The 20,109-nt window shown below is 75.3% G+C and carries 17 protein-coding genes; 9 read left to right on the top strand and 8 right to left on the bottom strand.

From position 1 onward, the window contains the following. Position 1 precedes the first annotated feature (1 nt). Positions 2–1,189, top strand: coding sequence for a pyridoxal phosphate-dependent aminotransferase (locus tag ACIBPB_RS16530; RefSeq protein WP_396840422.1), 1,188 nt, complete (start codon positions 2–4; stop codon positions 1,187–1,189). Next, positions 1,186–2,295, top strand: a complete 1,110-nt coding sequence (locus ACIBPB_RS16525; protein WP_396840421.1) for a threonine aldolase family protein — start codon at positions 1,186–1,188, stop codon at positions 2,293–2,295. The genes ACIBPB_RS16530 and ACIBPB_RS16525 overlap by 4 nt, the downstream gene beginning before the upstream one ends. Positions 2,296–2,373: 78 nt before the next feature. Here ACIBPB_RS16525 and ACIBPB_RS16520 read toward each other — a convergent pair whose 3' ends face one another. Next, a complete protein-coding gene (locus ACIBPB_RS16520; protein ID WP_396840419.1) occupies positions 2,374–2,979 on the bottom strand; it encodes a helix-turn-helix transcriptional regulator in 606 nt (201 codons plus the stop codon). A gap of 97 nt (positions 2,980–3,076) precedes the next feature. Between ACIBPB_RS16520 and ACIBPB_RS16515 the strand changes: the two genes are divergently transcribed. Together ACIBPB_RS16515 and ACIBPB_RS16510 are read left to right on the top strand one after the other, a co-directional pair. Next, positions 3,077–5,905, top strand: coding sequence for an FtsX-like permease family protein (locus tag ACIBPB_RS16515; protein WP_396840417.1), 2,829 nt, complete (start codon positions 3,077–3,079; stop codon positions 5,903–5,905). A gap of 2 nt (positions 5,906–5,907) precedes the next feature. After that, positions 5,908–6,654, top strand: a complete 747-nt coding sequence (locus tag ACIBPB_RS16510) for an ABC transporter ATP-binding protein (RefSeq protein WP_396840416.1) — start codon at positions 5,908–5,910, stop codon at positions 6,652–6,654. Between the two features lie 14 nt (positions 6,655–6,668). On the opposite strand, the gene glmM is transcribed toward ACIBPB_RS16510, so the two are convergent. The 7 genes from glmM to ACIBPB_RS16475 form a co-directional block, all read right to left on the bottom strand. Further along, positions 6,669–8,024, bottom strand: a complete 1,356-nt coding sequence (glmM, locus tag ACIBPB_RS16505; protein ID WP_396840415.1) for a phosphoglucosamine mutase — start codon at positions 8,022–8,024, stop codon at positions 6,669–6,671. 119 nt (positions 8,025–8,143) lie between these two features. Continuing rightward, positions 8,144–8,608 (bottom strand): 30S ribosomal protein S9, encoded by a 465-nt coding sequence (gene rpsI, locus ACIBPB_RS16500; protein ID WP_018784602.1) that lies wholly within the window; start codon positions 8,606–8,608, stop codon positions 8,144–8,146. Between the two features lie 20 nt (positions 8,609–8,628). Next, complete coding sequence (gene rplM / locus ACIBPB_RS16495) at positions 8,629–9,072, bottom strand: 50S ribosomal protein L13 (protein ID WP_396840414.1); 444 nt, start codon at positions 9,070–9,072, stop codon at positions 8,629–8,631. Between the two features lie 208 nt (positions 9,073–9,280). Continuing rightward, positions 9,281–10,654, bottom strand: a complete 1,374-nt coding sequence (locus ACIBPB_RS16490; protein ID WP_396840413.1) for an MFS transporter — start codon at positions 10,652–10,654, stop codon at positions 9,281–9,283. Positions 10,655–10,777: 123 nt separating this feature from the next. Continuing rightward, positions 10,778–11,071, bottom strand: a complete 294-nt coding sequence (locus ACIBPB_RS16485) for a hypothetical protein (RefSeq protein ID WP_396840412.1) — start codon at positions 11,069–11,071, stop codon at positions 10,778–10,780. Further along, positions 11,061–11,321, bottom strand: a complete 261-nt coding sequence (locus tag ACIBPB_RS16480; RefSeq protein WP_357314211.1) for a DUF6364 family protein — start codon at positions 11,319–11,321, stop codon at positions 11,061–11,063. The genes ACIBPB_RS16485 and ACIBPB_RS16480 overlap by 11 nt, the downstream gene beginning before the upstream one ends. Before the next feature lie 130 nt (positions 11,322–11,451). Next, positions 11,452–12,147 (bottom strand): class I SAM-dependent methyltransferase, encoded by a 696-nt coding sequence (locus ACIBPB_RS16475; protein ID WP_396840411.1) that lies wholly within the window; start codon positions 12,145–12,147, stop codon positions 11,452–11,454. A gap of 148 nt (positions 12,148–12,295) precedes the next feature. Between ACIBPB_RS16475 and ACIBPB_RS16470 the strand changes: the two genes are divergently transcribed. From ACIBPB_RS16470 to ACIBPB_RS16450, 5 genes are all read left to right on the top strand, one after another. Further along, positions 12,296–14,407, top strand: a complete 2,112-nt coding sequence (locus ACIBPB_RS16470; RefSeq protein ID WP_396840410.1) for a molybdopterin oxidoreductase family protein — start codon at positions 12,296–12,298, stop codon at positions 14,405–14,407. Continuing rightward, positions 14,404–15,840: an FAD-dependent oxidoreductase gene (locus ACIBPB_RS16465; protein ID WP_396840409.1), complete on the top strand. Its 1,437-nt coding sequence runs from the start codon at positions 14,404–14,406 to the stop codon at positions 15,838–15,840. The genes ACIBPB_RS16470 and ACIBPB_RS16465 overlap by 4 nt, the downstream gene beginning before the upstream one ends. 184 nt (positions 15,841–16,024) lie before the next feature. After that, positions 16,025–18,577 carry a nitrite reductase large subunit NirB gene (nirB, locus tag ACIBPB_RS16460; protein ID WP_396840408.1) on the top strand — a complete coding sequence of 851 codons (2,553 nt, stop codon included), beginning with the start codon at positions 16,025–16,027 and terminating at the stop codon, positions 18,575–18,577. A gap of 67 nt (positions 18,578–18,644) precedes the next feature. Further along, positions 18,645–19,007: a nitrite reductase small subunit NirD gene (gene nirD, locus ACIBPB_RS16455; RefSeq protein ID WP_357314224.1), complete on the top strand. Its 363-nt coding sequence runs from the start codon at positions 18,645–18,647 to the stop codon at positions 19,005–19,007. Beyond that, on the top strand, positions 19,007–20,095 hold the full coding sequence (locus ACIBPB_RS16450; protein WP_357314226.1) for a uroporphyrinogen-III synthase: 1,089 nt from the start codon (positions 19,007–19,009) through the stop codon (positions 20,093–20,095). Before nirD ends, ACIBPB_RS16450 begins: the two co-directional genes overlap by 1 nt. Positions 20,096–20,109 lie beyond the last annotated feature (14 nt).

The following is a 20,109-nucleotide window of genomic DNA, read 5'->3' as shown; positions in this document are numbered from 1 at the left end:
CGTGACCACGACCGATCCGCTGGTGGCCCGGATGCGGCCGTTCGGCACCACCATCTTCGCCGAGATGTCCGCGCTGGCCGTCCGCACCGGCGCGGTCAACCTCGGGCAGGGTTTCCCCGACACCGACGGCCCGCCGGAGATGCTCGCCGCCGCCGCCCAGGCGCTGCGCTCCGGCCACAACCAGTACCCGCCCGGTCCGGGCATCCCGGCCCTGCGCGCGGCCGTCGCGGCTCACCAGCGGCGGTTCTGGGGACTGGCGTACGACCCGGACGGCGAGATCGTGGTGACGGCGGGCGCCACCGAGGCGATCGCCGCGGCCATCCTCGCCCTCTGCGAACCCGGCGACGAGGTGGTCTGCTTCGAGCCCTACTACGACTCGTACGCGGCCTCGATCGCCCTGGCCGGCGCGGTCCGCCGGCCGGTCACGCTGCGCCCCGGCGCCGACGGCCGGTACGCCTTCGACCCGGCCGAGCTGCGCGCGGCGTTCGGGCCGCGGACCCGGCTGGTGCTGCTCAACTCGCCGCACAACCCGACCGGCAAGGTCTTCACCCCCGACGAGCTGGCGCTGGTCGCCGAGCTGTGCCAGGAGCACGACGCGTACGCGGTCACCGACGAGGTCTATGAGCACCTGGTCTTCTCCGACGCCGCCGCGCCGCACGTACCGCTGGCCACCCTCCCCGGGATGCGGGAGCGGACCCTGCGCATCTCCTCGGCCGGCAAGACGTTCTCCTGCACCGGCTGGAAGGTCGGCTGGGTGAGTGGCCCCCGGCCGCTGGTCTCCGCGGTGCTGCGGGTGAAGCAGTTCCTCACCTTCGTCAACGCCGGGCCGCTGCAACCGGCCGTCGCGGTGGCGCTCGCCCTGCCGGACGCCTACTTCACCGACTTCCGGGACAGCCTGCAACGCCGCCGCGACCGGCTCGTCGCCGGCCTGGCGGACGCCGGGTTCGACGTGTTCACCCCGGAGGGCAGCTACTTCGTCACCGCCGACGTGACCCGGCTGGGCGGGCGGGACGGGGTGGAGTTCTGCCGGTCGCTGCCGGAGCGGTGCGGGGTGGTGGCCGTACCGACCCAGGTCTTCTACGACGACGCGGAGGCGGGACGGCGGCTGGTCCGGTTCGCCTTCTGCAAGCGTCCCGAGGTGCTCACCGAGGCCGTCGCCCGGCTGCGCGAGCTGAAGGAGGGCCGATGACCGACGGGTACGCCGACCGGCTGCGCCGGATCAGCGCGCAGCGCGGCTGCGACACGGTGCTCTCCGGCACCCGGCCGGCCTCGGTGCCGGAGCAGTTGGCGGCGCTCGGCGCCATCGCCGGCGACGCCGCGCTGCCGGACAGCTACGGCGAGGGCGGGGCGGTCGAGGAGCTGGAGGGCCGGGTCGCCGAGCTGCTCGACGTCGAGGCGGCCGTCTTCTTCCCCACCGGGACGATGGCCCAGCAGGTGGCGATGCGCCTCGGTGCCGAGCTGACCGGCCGGGACAGCGTCGGCCTGCACCCGCTCAGCCATCCGCTGGTGCACGAGCGGGACGCGTACGCGGTGCTCGGCGGCCTGCGGGCGGTGCGGACCACGGCGGCGCCCCGCAACCCGACGGCCGAGGAGGTCGCCGCGCTCGACGAGCCGATCGGCACGCTGCTGCTGGAGCTTCCGCTGCGCGACGCCGGGTTCGTGCTGCCGACCTGGGACGAGCTGGTGGCGGTGGTCGGCGCGGCCCGCCGGTGCGGCGCCCGGGTGCACCTGGACGGGGCCCGGCTCTGGGAGTCCACCGTCCACCTCGGACACTCGACGGCCGAGGTCGCGGCCCTGGCCGACAGCACGTACGTCTCGTTCTACAAGTCCCTGGGCGGCCACTCGGGCGCGGCCCTGGCCGGCGACGCCGAGCTGGCCCGGTACGCCCGTGCCTGGCGGCACCGGCACGGCGGGAACCTGTTCCAGCAGTGGCCGGCCGCGCTGGCCGCGCTCGCCGGGCTGGCGCGCGAACTGCCCCGGCTGCCCGGGTACGTGGCTCACGCGAAGGTGGTCGCCGCCGCGCTGGCCGCGCTGCCCGGCGCGCGGGTCCATCCGGCTCCCCCGCACACCCATCAGTTCCGGCTCTGGCTGCCGCATCCGGCGGAGGCGCTCAACGCGGCCAACCTCGCACTCGCCGAGGAGGAGCGGGCGTGGTTCGTCGCCGGCTGGCGGGACACCGAGGTGCCCGGCCTGGCGCTGGCCGAGGTGACCGTCGCCGGTCCGGCGCTGGAACTGGGCCCCGACCAGATCCTCGACCTGGCCGACCGGTTCCTCCGCCGGCTCCCGCCCGCCTGACGCCCCCCACGCCGGCCCGGCCGCGGGGGCCCGCCGGCCCGCCGGACCGCCCCGCGGACCGGTGGGCCACGTTCGCGGTCAGCCGGCGGCCTGGGCGGGACCGCTCGCCGGCCTCGGCGCGCTGTGCGTGGACGGGCTGCCGGTGAGCGTGGCGAGCAGCGCGCCGCCGTCGGCCAGCAGCACCGCCTCGGCGTCGTCGACGAAGGCGAGGTCCGCCTCGACGTGCCGGCTCGCCGCCGCGAGCAGCAGCCCGACCACCGGATCGTCGGTCCGGCGGCGCAGGCCGTCGAGGTTGCGCAGCTCGCGCATCAGGTGGCCGCGCTGATTGGTGAGGACGGTGCGCACCGTCGCCGCCTCGCCGGACCGGGCGGCGGCGGTGATCTTCAGGAAGAAGTCGTCCCGGAAGCCGCCGCTGCGCGGGCTCGGTTCGGCCAGCCAGCGGTCCAGTTCGGCCCGGCCGGCCTCGGTGATCTCGTAGACCACCCGGTCCGGCTTCACCGGCTGGGCGTGCCGCTCGGCCACCACGAGGTCGTCCCGGGAGAGCCGGTCGAGGATCTGGTAGAGGTGCCCGATGTTGAGTGGGCCCCACTGCGGGCCGACCGCCGCCTCGAAGGCGCCCTTCAGCTCGTAGCCGTAGCTGGGACCGCGGGCGAGCAGGGCCAGGACCGCGTGCTGGATCGCCACCGTCTCCTCCGATCCGGTTCCGGACAGGCACCCCGAGGGGCCTTGCATTGTCACAATGTATCGCGCACAGTGTGAGTCAGCACACGGGGAGGCGCGAATGTTCCATGTCATCTGGGGGCAGCTTCGTGGCCGTGCGGGGCGGTCGGTGGCGCTGCTGGCCGGGGTCCTGGTGGCAACCACCGGCTTCACCGTCCTGACCGGCGCCACCACGACCTCCCGGCTGGAGGTCACCGGCACCGTGGAACGGAACACCGGGGCCGCGTACCAGATTCTGGTCCGTCCCAAGGGGACGCGCACCCCGCTGGAGGTCGAGCGGCGGCTGGTCCGCCCCAACTATCTCTCCGGCCTCTTCGGCGGCATCACCACCGCTCAGTACGAGCAGGTCAGGGCGGTGGGCGGGGTCGACGTGGCCGCGCCCATCGCGATGCTGGGCCACTCCACCGCGCCGGTGCCCATGTCGTTCGACGTCACCGACGCGGTGGACCGCGGCCTGGACCGGCAGGTGATCCGGGTCGACCCCACCTTCGTCGCCGAACGCGGCCTCTCCACCGCGCCGGCCAAGCCGCGCTACGTGTACGTGACGAAGCACCGCCTCATCTACCCCCGCTTGGAAGGCGACCTCTCGGCGCAGACGGTGCCGTACACCGACGGCCGGTCGTACCCGTGGGACGACCTGTGCGGGCCCGTTCCGCGGGAGGTGTTCCCGGGCGGGGTGAGCCGTCCGATCTGCGATCCGATGTTCGGCGGGCTGCAGGCCAGTCCCGCCACGCTCTCCGAACGGCAGGTGTGGAGCCTGGACTCGGTACGGCTGCTGCCGGACGGCCGGTTCGAGGCGGCCAACGGGCTGCTCGCGCCGGGCAACGCCCCGACCACCACCGACCGCCTGGTGCTCAGCTATCAGCTGACCGTGCCGTTGCTGGTCGCCGCCGTCGACCCCGGCGCCGAGAACCGGCTCGTGGGACTGGACTCCGCGGTGGTCAGCGGCCGGCCGGTGCGCGCCGACGACCCGGTGGCCGAAAGCCGGGGCGGCACGTTGGTCACCCAGACCGCACCGGCGCTCGTCACCAACCGTCCCTTCTTCGACAGCACGGTGCGGGTCCGGTTCACCCGACTGCCCACGGCCCGGCCGGCCACCGTGCCGGCCATCGACCTCGAGCAGACCCTGAACCGCGCCACCGGCATCCCGGCCGGCACCGGTGCGGTCGACGCCGGCGCCGCCTACCAGGCCCACCTGGCGAAGGGCGTCGCCGGGGACGCCTGCTGCCGCGGCCAGCTCCAGCGGGTCATCCAGGCCGGCCCGGTGACCTATCGCGAGCTGCCGGACGGCACCCTGCGCGCCGACGCGGTGCCGCCCGCGGACCGCGACGTCTACGGCACCCAGTTCACCTACAACTTCCTGCCCCGGCCCTGGCTGGCCGAGGACACCGGCTTCCGGCCGATCCGGGCCCTCGCTGGCAAGGAGGGCGGCGCGGCCACGCGGTACCGCCAGTGGCAGGCCGTCGGGGTGTTCGACCCGGAGAAGCTGGCCGGCTTCAGCGACCTGGGCGCGGTCCCGCTGGAGGCGTACGAGGCGCCGCGCGCCGAGGGCGCGGACGAACGCAGCCGCACCACGCTCGGCGGCCAGCCCCTGGAACCGAGCGGCAATCCGGCCGGCTACCTCTCGGTGCCGCCGCTGGTGCTGCTCAACCTCGCCAACGTTCCGAAGATGCTGGCGGACAGCAACAGCCCGCAGCGCGCCGCGCCGATCAGCGCGATCCGGGTGCGGGTCGCCGGCGTGGCGGGATACAGCAGGCAGGCCGCGGAACGGGTCCGGCTGATCGCCGAGCAGATCAACCGGTCGACCGGCCTGGACGTCGACATCACGCTGGGCTCGTCCGCCGCCCCGCAGACCGTGGAGCTGCCGGCCGGCGCGTTCGGCCGCCCCGACCTGCGGTTGACCGAGAACTGGTCGGCGCTGGGTGTCGCCTCGACCATCGTCCAGGCGGTGGACCGCAAGAGCGCCGTGCTGTTCCTGCTGGTGCTGGTGGTCTGTGTGCTCTTCCTTGGCAACGCCGTCTCCGCCGCCGTCCGGGACCGCCGCTCCGAACTGGCGGTGCTGGCCTGCCTCGGGTGGCCGGCCCGCCGGATCGGGGCCCTCATCCTCGGCGAGGTCGCCCTGCTCGGCCTCGCCGCCGGGCTGCTGTCGCTCGGGCTCGCCGTTCCGCTCGGCGCCGCCCTCGGCATCGGCGTCGACTGGCGGCGGGCGTCGCTCGCCGTACCGGTGGCGCTGCTGCTGGCGCTGGCCGCCGGCCTGGCGCCCGCGCTGCGGGCGGCCCGCGCCCATCCGGCCGCCGCGCTGCGCCCACCGGTGGCGACCGCCCGGTGGGTACGCCGGCCGCGCACCCTGCCCGGCCTGGCCCTGGTGAACCTGGTCCGCACTCCCGGGCGGACCCTGCTCGGCGCGGGTGCGCTGGCCATCGGGGTGGCCGCGCTGACGCTGGTGGCCGCCGCCGCGTACGCCTTCCGCGGCGCCATCGTCGGCAGCCTGCTCGGCGACACCGTGTCGCTCGGTGTGCGCGGCGCCGACACCCTGGCGGCCGTGGCCACGGTCCTGCTCGGGGCGGCGGCGGTCGCCGACGTCCTCTACCTGAACATCCGGGACCGCGCCGCCGAGCTGGCCACGTTGCGCGCCACCGGCTGGACCGACGCCGCACTGGGCCGCCTGATCGGCTACGAGGGCTTCGCACTCGGGGCGCTCGGCGCGCTCGCCGGCGCCGGCCTCGGGCTCGGCGGCGCGGCCTGGCTGGTCGGTGAGCTGCCGGCGGCGCTGGTGACGGTGGCCGCCGTCGTGGCGCTGGCCGGCGTGCTGGCCAGCTGCCTGGCGGCGCTCGTCCCGGCCGCGCTGCTGCGCCGCCTTCCCACCGCACGACTGCTGGCAGAGGAGTGACCATGGATGCGACGACGGGCAGTACGGTGCGCACCGCCGGGCTGGTCCGGCAGTTCCGCAGCGGCACCGAGCGGCTCACCGCCGTCGACGACGTGTCGCTGGAGATCGCGCCGGGATCGGTGGTGGCGCTGACCGGGCCGAGCGGCTCGGGCAAGTCCACGCTGCTGCACCTGATCGGTGCGATCGAGCAGGCGGACCGGGGCACCGTGACGGTGGACGACGTGGAGGTCACCGGTCTGCGCCGGGCCGCGCTGGCCCGCTACCGGCAGCGGGTCGGTTTCGTCTTCCAGCGCTACCACCTGCTGCCGGCGCTGACCGTGCTGGACAACGTGATCGCGCCGGTGCTGCCCCGGCGGGGCCGCGCCGACCACGCGGTCCGCGCCCGGGAACTGCTGGACGCGGTCGGGCTCGCCGGCCGGGAACGCGCGCTGCCCGCCCAGCTCTCCGGCGGCCAGCAGCAGCGGGTGGCGATCGCCCGGGCGCTGATGGGCGCGCCCCGGCTCCTGCTGGCCGACGAGCCGACCGGCAACCTCGACTCGACGACCGGCACCCAGATCCTCGACCTGCTGCTCGATCTGCGCGACCGGCACGGCATGACGGTCCTGCTGGCGACCCACGAACGCGCCATCGCCGCCCGGTGCGACCGTCTGATCCGTCTCGCCGACGGCCGGGTCGTGGAGGACATCGACCTCACCGACGGGGAGGACCCGGCCGACACCCTCGACCGCGCCTCCCGCCTGCGGCTCTAGCCGAGCGCGTCCGGTCAGCCGACCGGGCTGGCGGTGCGGACCTGCGCGGCGATCCGCTCGGCCACCGAGCGGGCGGCCGACTCGGTGGCGGCCTCGACCATCACCCGGACCAGCGGCTCGGTGCCGGACGGGCGGAGCAGCACCCGGCCGGTCTCGCCCAGCTCCGCTTCGGCCCGCTCCACCTCGGCCCGGACGGCCGGCGCGGCGGCGCCCACCGTGCGGTCCCCCACCGGCACGTTGATCAGCACCTGGGGCAGCTTGGTGACCACGCCGGCCAGGTCGGCGAGGGACCTGCCGGTGGCGGCCATCCGGGACATCAGGTGCAGCCCGGTGAGCACTCCGTCGCCGGTGGTCGCGTGTGCCGGCATCACGATGTGGCCGCTCTGCTCGCCGCCCAGCGCCAGGCCGGAGGCGCGCAGTTCCTCCAGCACGTACCGGTCGCCGACCTTGGTCTCGAGCAGCCGGATGCCCTGCGCGGACATGGCCAGCCGCAGGCCGAGGTTGCTCATCACGGTGGCGACCAGGGTGTCCCGGGTCAGCTCGCCGGCCTCCCGCATGGCCAGCGCGAGGATCGCCATGACCTGGTCGCCGTCGACCTCGTCGCCGTCGGCGGTGACCGCGACGCAGCGGTCGGCGTCGCCGTCGTGGGCGATGCCCAGGTGGGCGCCGTGCTCGACCACGGCGGCGCGCAACGCGTCGATGTGGTTGGAGCCGCACTCGTCGTTGATGTTCAGGCCGTCCGGCTCGGCGTGGATGGCGATCACCTCGGCGCCGGCCTCCCGGTACGCCACCGGGGCCACCTCGGCGGCGGCGCCGTTGGCGCAGTCGACCACGACCTTGATCCCGTCCAGCCGGTGCGGCACGGTCCCGACCAGGTGCTGGACGTAGTGGTCGGCGCCGTCGAGCAGGTCGTGCACCCGCCCCACCCCGGCGCCGATCGGGCGCTCCCAGGCGGTGGTGGCGTTCGCCTCGACCGCCGCCTCGATCCGCATCTCGATCTCGTCGGGCAGCTTGTGTCCGCCGGCGGCGAAGAGCTTGATCCCGTTGTCCGGCATGGGGTTGTGCGAGGCGGAGAGCATCACGCCCAGGTCGGCCTTGGCCTCGGCGGTGAGGAACGCCACCGCCGGGGTGGGGAGCACGCCGACCCGGACCACGTTGGCGCCGGCGCTGGTCAGTCCGGCCACCACGGCGGCCTCCAGCATCTCGCCGCTGGCTCGGGTGTCCCGCCCGACCACGGCGAGCGGCGGATGGCTCCGGTCCGACTCGGCCAGCGTGTGCGCGGCGGCGACCGCCACCGCCAGTGCCAACTCCGGGGTCAGATCCGCGTTCGCCCGCCCGCGTACGCCGTCCGTGCCGAACAACCGGCCCATACCCGCCAACCTCCGATGGAACTGCCGTTGAGGGAGAGGAAAACGGACGGCCGGGTCCCCCTCCCGCGGTGGGGAGGCGGACCCGGCCGTCCGTCAGAAGTACACGGCGCTGGTGGTGATCAGCGCTTCGAGTACTGAGGAGCCTTGCGGGCCTTCTTGAGGCCGTACTTCTTGCTCTCCTTGACCCGGGCGTCGCGGGTCAGGAAGCCGGCCTTCTTCAGGGCCGGGCGGTCGTCCGGCTCGCTCACGATCAGCGCCCGGGCGATGGCCAGGCGCAGCGCGCCGGCCTGGCCGGTGGTGCCGCCGCCCCGCAGGTTGGCGATCACGTCGAACGCCTCGGGCTTCTCGGCGGTGACCAGCGGGTCCTTGATCAGCTGCTGGTGCACCTTGCTCGGGAAGTAGGCCTCGAGGTCGCGGCCGTTGCAGGTGATCTTGCCGGTGCCGGGGACGATGCGGACCCGGACGATGGCCTCCTTGCGCCGACCCACGGTCTGGATCGGGCGGTCGCCACGAGGCGCGCGGGCGACGGGCGCCGGCGCCTCGGTGGCCTCAGGGGCAACCTCGGTGGCGGTGATGTCGGTCATGCTGCTTCCTTCGCCCGCGCTCACTGCGCGATCTGCTTGATCTCGAACGGCACCGGCTGCTGCGCGGCGTGCGGGTGCTCGGCACCGGCGTAGACCTTCAGCTTCTTGAGCAGCTGACGGCCCAGCTTGTTGTGCGGGAGCATGCCCTTCACGGCCAATTCGATGGCCCGCTCGGGCCGCTTGGTCAGCAGCTCCTCGTAGCCGACCTGCTTCAGACCACCCGGGTAACCGGAGTGCCGGTAAGCGATCTTGGTCTGCCGCTTGTTGCCGGTCAGCGCGACCTTGCCCGCGTTCACGATGACGACGAAGTCGCCCGTGTCGACGTGCGGCGCGAAAGTCGGCTTGTGCTTGCCACGCAGCAGCGTGGCGGCGTGGGTCGCGAGGCGGCCCAGCACGACATCAGAGGCGTCGATGACGTGCCACTGACGCTCGATCTCACCCGGCTTCGGGCTGTACGTACGCACAGGTCTACCTTGTCTCGTCGTCGGTCTGGGGTCGCGCGCCGAGGTGACCAGGGCTCCCGGCCGGACCAGCGCGCACGAACGACCAAGCGTACCTGATGCGGCACGCCTCTGAATGTCGTACAACAGCAGGCAACGATACCCGGCCGCCGGGCGGCAGGTCAAAACGGGGTGTCACCCCGCGTGGCCTGCGCCTTTCCCATGGCGGAGGTCACACGCCGGCCAGCTTACGCCGTCCCGGCCGCAGGTACATCGCCCAGGTCACCAGGAAACAGAGCGCGTACCAGCCGATGAAGGCCAGGTAGGCGGCGTCGGCGGTGCCGGCGGCGAGGAAGGACTGCCGGAAGGCCACGTTCACCAGCACCCCGCCCGACGCGCCGACCGCACCGGCGATGCCGATCAGCGCCCCGGAGAGCCGCCGGGCCCGCCGGTCCGCCGCCGCCCGGTCCCCGGTCAGCTCCGCCTCGATCGTCGCCCGGGCCCGGAAGATCGCCGGGATCATCTTGTAGGTCGACCCGTTGCCGATCCCGGAGAAGACGAAGAGCGCCAGGAACCCGGTCAGGTAGAGCGGGAAGGAGCGGTCCCGGGCGGCGTAGAGCACCAGCCCGGCGCCGGCGGCCATCGCCACGAAGTTCCAGAAGGTGATCCGGGCCCCGCCGAGCCGGTCGGCGAGCTGGCCGCCGAGCGGCCGGATCAGCGAGCCGATCAGCGGCCCGAGGAAGGTCAGCCAGGCGGCGTCGACCGGGGTCGGGAACCGGTCGTGGAACTGGAGCTGGAGCACCTGCCCGAAGGCGAACCCGAAGCCGATGAACGAGCCGAAGGTGCCGATGTAGAGCAGCGACATCACCCAGGTGTGCGGGTCGCGGGCGGCCGCGCGCAGCGCGCCCGGCTCGTTGCGCGCCCCGGGGACGTTGTCCAGCCAGCGCGCCGCGGCGAGCGCCGCGAGCACGATCAGCGGCAGGTAGACCGCCGGCACCAGCCGGGGGTACGCGGCGCCCGCGGTGGCCAGCACCGCCAGCCCGACGAGCTGCACGGCCGGCACGCCGAGGTTCCCGCCGCCGGCGTTGAGCCCGAGCGCCCGGCCCTTGAGCCGCTCCGGGAAGAACAGGTTGATGTTGGCCATCGAGGAGGCGAAGTTGCCCCCGCCCACCCCGGTGAGGCAGGCCAGCACCATGAGCGTGGCGTACGACACCCCGGGCTCGATCAGCACCGCCATGGGCACCGCCGGCGCCAGCAGCAGCAGGGCGCTCACGATGGTCCAGTTCCGCCCGCCGAAGCGGGCCACGGCCAGCGTGTACGGCAGCCGCAGCACCGCCCCGAGCGCGGCCGGCACGGCGGTGAGCAGGAACTTCCCGGCCGGGTCGATGCCGTACTGCGGGCCGAGGAAGAGCACCATCACCGACCAGAGGCTCCACACGGAGAAGCCGACGTGCTCGACGAAGATCGAGACGTACAGGTTGCGGCGGGCGACCGGCGCGCCGGTCGTCGCCCAGAACTCGGGGTCCTCGGGGTGCCATTCGGTGATCGGGACCCGGCGGCCGGCGGCGGCCGGGGCCGGGGTGCGGGGGGACACGAGCGTGCTCACGGCGGCTCCTCCTCGTCGGCGACGAGGGGGACGCTAGGAACCGGCCGTTTCCCGGCCGTGCCCGCCGGGCGTCGGGACGGAAACGGAGATCGCACGTCCGCCGTGGGGCGGTCGTGAAGCGGCTCAGATCTCCTGGAGGATGCGCAGCGCCCGGCCGACCCGCCGCATGGTCTCGGTGTCGGCCACGTCCACGCACTCGGTGAACCACTTCTTCATCGGGGACGAGAGCCGGTCGGGCATCACCACGTAGCTGCCCATCGCCACGGCGAGCGGCGAGTCGCGCAGCAGTGACTCCTCGACCACCTCGGCCACGATCACGATCGGCACCTCGGTGGAGTTGTAGACGTCGGAGCTGATCACCAGTCCGAGCCGTTCCCGGGCGCCGGAGATGCGCCAGATCTCGCCCCTACGCAGCACGCGGTCCCCCGCCGCCGAAGAGCGCGTCGTCGACCATGGCAGCCTCCCGGGCGTCGGCCAGCGCGGCGGACTCCAGGTCCAGGCCGGCGCGGCCGAGCGCCGCGGCGTGCGCGGTGAACACCTCGCGCAGCGCCTTCTCCCGGGCGGCCTGGTCCATCCAGGCGGAGAGGGAGAGCCCTTCCCGCTTGGCGAACCGGCGCGCCTCCTCGATCGTCTCGTCGGAGAACGACAACGTCACCTTGGCGGTCATGCCGGACAGATTACCCATCGGTATGACCGCCAGTCATCCCCGCTCGCACCCGTCGCCGAACCGGACACCGCGGCCGGGGCTGGGCTGGGGCCGGGGCCGGAGCCGGGGCTGGGGCCGGAGCCGGGCGCCGTCAGGGGCGGCGGCCGCCGAGGACCGCGAAGCGCCAGGCCTTGAAGAAGCAGTCCACGTCGGCCAGGCCGGCCTCGCGGAGCCAGTCGAGCTGGTCCGGCACCGACGCCGGGCGGTCGTGCCGCATCCGCTTGCGGGCGCCGGCGATCTCCTCGGCGTCCGAGCCGAGCGCGGTGATCTGGGCGGTCCACACCTCGTCGTACCGGCGGTCGAGCGCCGGGGTCGGGCCGGCCACCTGCTCGGCGTTGACGAAGACCCCGCCGGGTCGCAGCGCCTGCGCCGCCCGCCGGTAGAGCGCCCGCTTGCCGTCGTCGTCGAGGTGGTGGATGGCCAGCGCGGAGACCACCGCGTCGTAGCGGCCGGCGGGCAGCGGGTCGGTCAGGTCGGCGCGCACGGTCCGGTGCGGCACGCCCCGGGCGGCCAGGTGACCGGTGGCCACCGCCAGCATCCCGGGCGCGGCGTCGAGCAGGGTCAGCCGCACCCCCGGGACCGCCGCGGTGAGCAGCAGGGAGAGCAGCCCGGTGCCCGCGCCCAGGTCCAGCACCTCGGGGGTACGCCCGGCGGCGAGCGCCGCCCGCAGCGGCGGCGCGGCCACCTCGACCGCCGTGCCGTAGAAGGCGTCGAAGCAGGGCACCAGCCGCCGCCGCGCCTCGTCGTAGCTGCCCGCCACCGCGTCGAACGCGTCAGCCACATCCATCGCACGCCTCCCATATTCCGAGACAGATTTCCCACATTCTAAACCCGACGGGCCGGTCCGTCACTCCCGTGCGGTGTGAGCCGCTCTTGACAGGACCGAAACAGAAGGGACCCGGACCGGAAACCGCCCCCCGGCACGCTCTTCGGACATGACGGAGGGTGCACGCGTGGCAACGCGACCGGAGGCGCAGCCCCGGGAGGCGGCCACCCACTGCCCGTACTGCGCCCTCCAGTGCGGCATGGTGCTGCGCCAGACCGGCCGCCGGATCGAGGTGACCCCCCGGCAGTTCCCCACCAACCGGGGCGGCCTCTGCCAGAAGGGCTGGACCGCCGCCGAACTGCTCGACCACCCGGACCGGCTGACCACCCCGCTGCTGCGCGACCGGCCCGGCGCCGGGCTGCGGCCGGCGAGCTGGGACGAGGCGCTGGACCGGATCGCCGCCGGGCTGCGGTCGATCCAGCACCGGCACGGGCCCGACGCGGTGGCGGTCTTCGGCGGCGGCGGGCTGACCAACGAGAAGGCGTACGCCCTCGGCAAGTTCGCCCGGGTGGCGCTGCGGACCCGGCACATCGACTACAACGGACGGTGGTGCATGTCCTCGGCCGCCGCGGCCGGACTGCGCGCCTTCGGCGTCGACCGGGGCCTGCCCTTCCCGCTGGCCGACCTCGGCCGGGCGGACACCCTCCTGCTGGTCGGCGCGAACCCGGCCGAGACCATGCCGCCGCTGCTGCGCCACCTCGCCGAGCAGCGCGAGCGGGGCGGCCGGCTGATCGTGGTCGACCCCCGGCTCACCGCCACCGCCCGCCAGGCCGACCTGCACCTGCAACCCCTGCCCGGCACCGACCTGGCGGTGGCCAACGCGCTGCTGCACATCGCGCTCACCGAGGGCTGGCTCGACCGGGCGTACGTGGCCGACCGGACGACCGGCTTCGACGAGGTCCGGCGGACCGTGGCCGGCTACTGGCCGGCCGAGGTGGAGCGCCTCTCCGGGATACCGGTGGCCGACCTGGAGGCGACCGCCCGGGCCCTGGCCACCGTGGACCGCGCGATCATCCTCACCGCCCGGGGCGCCGAACAGCACGCCAAGGGGGTGGACACGGTCACCGCCTTCATCAACCTGGCGCTCGCCCTGGGCCTGCCCGGCCGACCCGGCTCCGGGTACGGCTGCCTCACCGGGCAGGGCAACGGGCAGGGCGGCCGGGAGCACGGGCAGAAGGCCGACCAGCTCCCCGGCTACCGGCGGATCGACGACCCGGCGGCCCGGGAGCACGTCGCCGGGGTCTGGGGGGTGGATCCCGCGACGCTGCCCGGGCCCGGCGTGCCGGCCTACCAGCTGCTCGATTCGCTGGGCACCGCGGACGGTCCCCGGGCGCTGCTGGTCTTCGGCTCCAACCCGGTGGTCTCGGCGCCCCGCGCGGCCCGCGTCGAGTCCCGGCTGCGCGATCTGGACCTGCTGGTGGTCGCCGACTTCCTGCGCTCGGAGACGGCCGAGCTGGCCGACGTGGTGCTGCCGGTGGCCCAGTGGGCCGAGGAGGACGGCACGATGACCAACCTGGAGGGACGGGTGCTGCGCCGCCGGGCGCTGCGCGAACCACCGCCCGGGGTCCGCACCGACCTGGCCGTGCTCGCCGCCCTCGCCGACCGGCTGGACGCGCCGAAGACGGCCTTCCCGACCGACCCGCGCCTGGTCTTCGCGGAGCTGCGCCGGGCGTCCGCCGGCGGTCCGGCCGACTACGCCGGCATCAGCTGGGACCGGATCGACGCCGACACCGGCGTCTTCTGGCCCTGCCCGGATCTCGACGCCCCGGACACGCCCCGGCTCTTCGCCGACCGGTTCCCCACCCCGGACGGGCGGGCCCGGTTCCGGGCGGTCACCCACCGGCCGGCCGCCGAACCGGTCTGCGGCGACTACCCGCTGCACTTCACCACCGGCCGGGTGCTCGCCCAGTACCAGTCCGGCGCGCAGACCCGGCGGGTGGCCGCGCTGCGCCGGGCCGCCCCGGGCGGCTTCGTCGAGCTGCACCCGGACCTGGCCGAGCGGCTGGGCGTGGCCGACGGCGAGGAGGTGCGGGTGGTCTCCCGCCGGGGCGAGCTGCGGGCCCCGGCCCGGCTCAGCGCGGCGATCCGGCCGGACACGGTGTTCGCCCCGTTCCACTGGCCGGGCGCGGCCCGGGCCAACTCGGTGACCAACGACGCCGTCGACCCGGTCTCCGGCATGCCGGAATTCAAGATCTGCGCGGTCAGGGTGGAGAAGCCATGAAGGTCGTGATCGTCGGGTACGGGATGGCGGGCGCGCGGCTCGCCGCCGAGCTGCACGCCCGGGACGGGGACCGGAAGGTCACCGTGCTCGGCGCGGAGCCGCACCGGGCGTACAACCGGATCATGCTCTCCACGTTGCTCGCCGGGAAGATCGACGAGCCGGACGTGGAGCTGGCCGAGGTCGCCGGGCAGGGCGTGGACGTCCGGACCGGCGCCGCGGTCACCGCGATCGACCGGGCCGCCCGGGAGGTACGCACCGCCGACGGCGAACGGATCGGCTACGACCACCTGGTGCTGGCCACCGGCAGCCGGGCGCTGGTGCCGCCGCTGCCCGGGCTCGACCCGCTGCCCGAACGGGTGGTCCCGTTCCGCACCCTGGACGACTGCCGGCGGATCCTCGCCGCCGCCCGGGGCGCCCGCAGCGCCCTGGTGCTCGGCGGCGGGCTGCTCGGGCTGGAGGCGGCCCGCGGGCTCGCCGCCCGGGGCCTGGCGGTGACCGTGGTCCACCCCGTCGGGCACCTGATGGAACGGCAGCTCGACCCGTCGGCGGGGGCGGTGCTCGCCGGCACCCTCGCCGCCCTCGGCGTGCGTACCCGGCTGGGGGTGCTGGCGACCGGGGTGGCCGCCGACGCCGACGGCGTCCGCCTCGACCTCACCGACGGCGACCCGCTCGCCGCCGACCTGCTGGTCCTCTCCTGCGGCGTGCGCCCGGACACCGGGCTGGCCACGGCCGCCGGGCTGACCGTGGAGCGGGGCGTGGTGGTGGACGACCGGATGCGGACCAGCGACCCGCGGATCTCGGCGATCGGCGACTGCGCCCAGCACGGCGGGACGCTGACCGGGCTGGTCGCCCCGGCCTGGGCGCAGGCCCGGGTGGTGGCCGAGGTGCTCGCCGGCGGTGACCCGCTCGCCCGGTACCGACCCCGGCCGGTGGTGACCCGGCTCAAGGCGGCCGGCATCGACCTCGCCGCGATGGGCGACGCCGCCGACGCCCCGGCCGACGGCGGGCCGGTCGAGGAGCTGACCTTCGCCGACCCGGCCCGCGGCACGTACGCCCGGCTGCGCATCCGCGACGAGCGGTTGACCGGCGCGATCCTGCTCGGCGACAACCCGGCCGTGGGCACGGTGGTGCAGCTCTTCGACCGGGGCGCCCCGGTGCCGGCGGACCGGCGGTCGCTGCTGCTCGGGCGCGCGTTCGGGGCCGCCGCGGCCAGCCCGGCCACGTCCCCGGCGCTGATGCCGGACGCGGCCACGGTGTGCCAGTGCAACGACGTCAGCAAGGGCGCGCTGGTGGCGTGCTGGCGCTCCGGCGCCCGGACGGTCGCGCAGCTGGCGGCGGCCACCCGCGCCACCACCGGCTGCGGCGGCTGCCGGGACGCGGTGGCCGGCATCGCCGGCTGGCTCGCCGAGGCGGATCCGGTGGCGGCGCGATGAACGGGCCGCGCGGACGGGCAGCGCCGGTGGCGCGACAGCGCACGGCCGGCTCCGACGGGCCGTGCGGGCGGGCGGAGCCGGTGGCGCGACGACGCGCGGCCGGCGACCACGGCGCGGGCCCGGATCGGGCCGGCGGCGACGGCACACCGCCGGCCGGGCAGGGCACACGAGTGGAGGTGACGCGATGAGCGAGCGGGATGCCGGCGCCGGTGGCGGGCGGCTGGTGGTCGTCGGCAACGGCATGGTCGGGCAGCGTTTCGTCGAGGCGCTGCGCGCCCGGGACCACGACCGGCGGTGGCGGGTGACGGTGCTCGCCGAGGAGCGGCGACCGGCGTACGACCGGGTGCGGCTCTCCGCCTTCTTCGACGGGGTGAGCGCCGAGGAGCTGAACCTGCACACCCCGGACGACGGGGTGGAGCTGCGGCTGGGCGAGCCGGCGCTGGCCGTCGACCGGGAGCGGCGGGTGGTGGTCACCGCGACCGGCGAGCACCCGTACGACGCGCTGGTGCTGGCCACCGGCTCGTCCGCGTTCGTGCCGCCGGTCGACGGCACCGACCTGCCGGGCGTGTTCGTCTACCGCACCCTGGACGACCTGGCCGCGATCCGGGCGCACGCCGCGGGCCGGCGCACCGGCGCGGTGATCGGGGGCGGGCTGCTCGGCCTGGAGGCGGCCAACGCGCTGCGCCTGCTCGGCCTGGCGACCAGCGTGGTGGAGTTCGCGCCCCGGCTGATGCCGGTGCAGGTGGACGAGGCCGGCGGGGCGATGCTGCGCCGCTACGTCGAGGAGCTGGGCGTCACCCCGTACCTCGGGGTGGCCACCAGCGCGCTGCGCCCCGGCCCGGACGGCACGGTCGGCGCGCTGGTGCTCGCCGACGGCCGGACCGTCGAGGCGGACCTGGTGGTGGTCGCCGCCGGCATCCGGCCCCGGGACCAGCTGGCCCGGGCGGCCGGGCTGCCGCTCGGCCCGCGCGGCGGGGTGCTGGTCGACGCGACCTGCCGCAGCGCCGACGAGCGGATCTGGGCGGTCGGCGAGTGCGCGGCGGTGGACGGCACCTGCCACGGCCTGGTCGCCCCCGGGTACGCGACCGCCGAGGTGGTCGCCGACCGGCTGCTCGGCGGCGCGGCCACCTTCCCGGGCGCGGACACCGCCGCCAAGCTGAAGCTGCTCGGCGTGGACGTGGCCTCGTTCGGTGACGCGCACGGCACCACCCCGGGCTGCCTCGACGTGACGTTCACCGACCCGGCCACTCGCGCGTACGCCAAGCTGGTCCTCTCCGACGACGCGCGGACGCTGCTCGGCGGGGTGCTGGTCGGGGACGCGAGCGCGTACCCGACGCTGCGGGCCAGTGTCGGCGGACCGCTGCCGGCGCCGCCGCTGGCGCTGCTGGCCCCGGCCGGCGGTCCCGGCGCCGGGGCCGGCGCGCTGCCGGCCGCCGCGCAGGTCTGCTCCTGCAACGCGGTGACCCGCGCCGACATCGACGCGGCCATCGCGGGCGGGGCGGGCGACGTGCCGGCGCTCAAGGCCTGCACCCGGGCCGGGACCAGCTGCGGCTCCTGCGTGCCGATGCTCAAGCAGCTCCTCGACGCCGCCGGGGTCAAGCAGTCGACCGCGCTCTGCGAGCACTTCGACGCCAGCCGGCAGGAGCTGTTCGACCTCGTCCGGGTCCGCGGCATCCGGACCTTCTCCCGGCTCATCGCCGAGCACGGCCGGGGCCGCGGCTGCGACATCTGCAAGCCGGTGGTGGCCTCGATCCTGGCCTCGCTGGGCAGCGGGCACGTGCTCGACGGCGAGCAGGCCTCGTTGCAGGACACCAACGACCACTTCCTGGCCAACCTGCAACGCGACGGCAGCTACTCGGTGGTGCCCCGGATCCCCGGCGGCGAGATCACCCCGGAGAAGCTGATCGTGATCGGGGAGGTGGCCCGGGACTTCCAGCTCTACACCAAGATCACCGGTGGGCAGCGGATCGACCTGTTCGGGGCCCGGGTCGAGCAGCTCCCGCAGATCTGGCGGCGGCTGGTCGACGCCGGCTTCGAGTCCGGCCACGCGTACGGCAAGGCGCTGCGCACGGTGAAGTCCTGCGTCGGCGAGACCTGGTGCCGGTACGGGGTGCAGGACTCGGTCGGGCTGGCCGTCGCGCTGGAGCTGCGCTACCGGGGGCTGCGCGCGCCGCACAAGCTCAAGTCGGCGGTCTCCGGCTGCGCCCGGGAGTGCGCCGAGGCGCGCAGCAAGGACTTCGGCATCATCGCCACCGAGACCGGCTGGAACCTCTACGTGGGCGGCAACGGCGGCTTCCGTCCCCGGCACGCCGACCTGTTCGCCACCGACCTGTCCACCGAGGCGCTGGTCACGCTGATCGACCGGTTCCTCATGTACTACATCCGCACCGCCGACCGGCTGCAGCGCACCGCCGCCTGGATCGAGGCCATGGACGGCGGCCTGGACCACCTGCGGGCGGTGATCGTGGACGACTCGCTCGGGCTCTGCGCCGAACTCGACGCGGCGATGGCCCGGCACGTGGCGTCGTACTCCGACGAGTGGCGGGACGTGCTGGAGGACCCGGAGCGGCTGCGCCGCTTCACCTCGTTCGTCAACGCGCCCGAGGTGCCCGACCCGTCCATCACCTTCGCGGTCGAGCGCGGCCAGCCGGTGCCGGCGCGCGGAACGCCGTCGGGCCCCGCCGCCGACCGCCGCCCCCAGCCCGTCGCGCTCGGCCTGCCGGAGGTACGCCGGTGAGCCGCGCGATCAGCCAGACGTACGCCGCGGCGGCCGGCCGCGGCGTGGAACGGAGCGAGGTGACGCGATGACCGTGGCGACGATGAGCCGGACGGCGACCCGGGGCTGGACGGCGGTCTGCCCGCTGGACCGGCTGGACCCCGACCGTGGGGTGGCCGCGCTGGTGGACGGGGTGCAGGTGGCCCTCTTCCGGACCGGCGGCGAGCTGTACGCGGTGGACAACCTGGACCCGGTGGGCGGCGCGTACGTGATGTCCCGGGGCATCGTGGGCAGCCGGGGCGGGCTGCCCACGCTCGCCTCGCCGCTGCACAAGCAGGTCTACGACCTGACCACCGGGCGCTGCCTCGACCTGACCGGGGTGACGCTGCGGCGGCACGAGGCGCGCTGCCGCGACGGGCTGGTCGAGGTGCGGCTGCGACCGGAGGAGTGATGCGGGACGAACTGGCCGGCTTCACCATCGGGGTGACCGCCGACCGGCGGCGCGACGAGCTGGCCGCGCTGCTGCAACGGCGCGGCGCGCGGGTGGTGCTCGCCCCGGCGCTGCGGATCGTGCCGCTCACCGACGACACCGAGCTGCGCGAGGCCACCCGGGCCTGCCTCGACCAGCCGCCGGACGTGCTGATGGCGAACACCGGCATCGGCATGCGCGGCTGGTTGGAGGCGGCCGAGGGGTGGGGGCTGGCCGAGCCGCTGCGGGGCGTGCTCGGCCGGTCGTACGTGGTGGCCCGCGGCCCGAAGGCGACCGGCGCGATCCGCGCCGCCGGCCTGCGCGAGCACTGGTCCCCGGCCTCGGAGAGTTGCGAGGAGGTGATCGACCACCTGGTCCGGCGGGGGGTGGCCGGCAAGGTGGTGGCCATGCAACTGCACGGCGAGCGGCAGCCGGAGTGCACCGAGGCGCTGGAGGCGGCGGGCGCCACGGTGATCGAGGTGCCGGTCTACCGGTGGGCCCCGCCGACCGACCCGGCCCCGCTGCACCGGCTCATCGACCTGGTCGCCGGGCGGCTGGTGGACGCGGTCACCTTCACCTCGGCGCCGGCCGCGGAGGCGCTGCTGCGGGCGGCCGGGGACCGCACCGAGACGGTGCTGGCGGCGCTGCGCGGGGATGTGCTGGCCAGTTGTGTCGGCGCGGTCACCGCCGAGCCGCTGGTGCGGCGGGGGGTGCCGGTCAGCGCGCCGAACCGGGCCCGCCTCGGCGCCCTGGTCCGGACGATCGTCGACGAACTGCCCCGGCGCACGGTCACCGTGAAGGCCGGCGGGCACCTGCTGACCCTGCGCGGGCACGCGGCCGTGGTCGACGGCGAGCTGCGGCCGCTCGCCCCGGCCCCGATGGCGGTGCTGCGGGCGCTGGCCGCGTCGCCCGGGAAGGTGCTGTCCCGCACCGCGTTGCTGCGTACGCTCCCCCGGGGCGCCGACGAGCACGCCGTGGAGATGGCGGTCGCCCGGCTGCGGGTCGGGCTGGCCGCCCCCCGGGTGGTCCAGACGGTGGTCAAGCGGGGCTACCGGCTCCGCGTCGACTGAGCGGGCGGGGCCCG

Origin of the sequence: Micromonospora sp. NPDC049836 (genome assembly GCF_044465125.1) — a bacterium.
Taxonomy (GTDB): Bacteria; Actinomycetota; Actinomycetes; order Mycobacteriales; family Micromonosporaceae; genus Micromonospora.
This window is presented reverse-complemented; position numbering and strand designations above follow the sequence as displayed.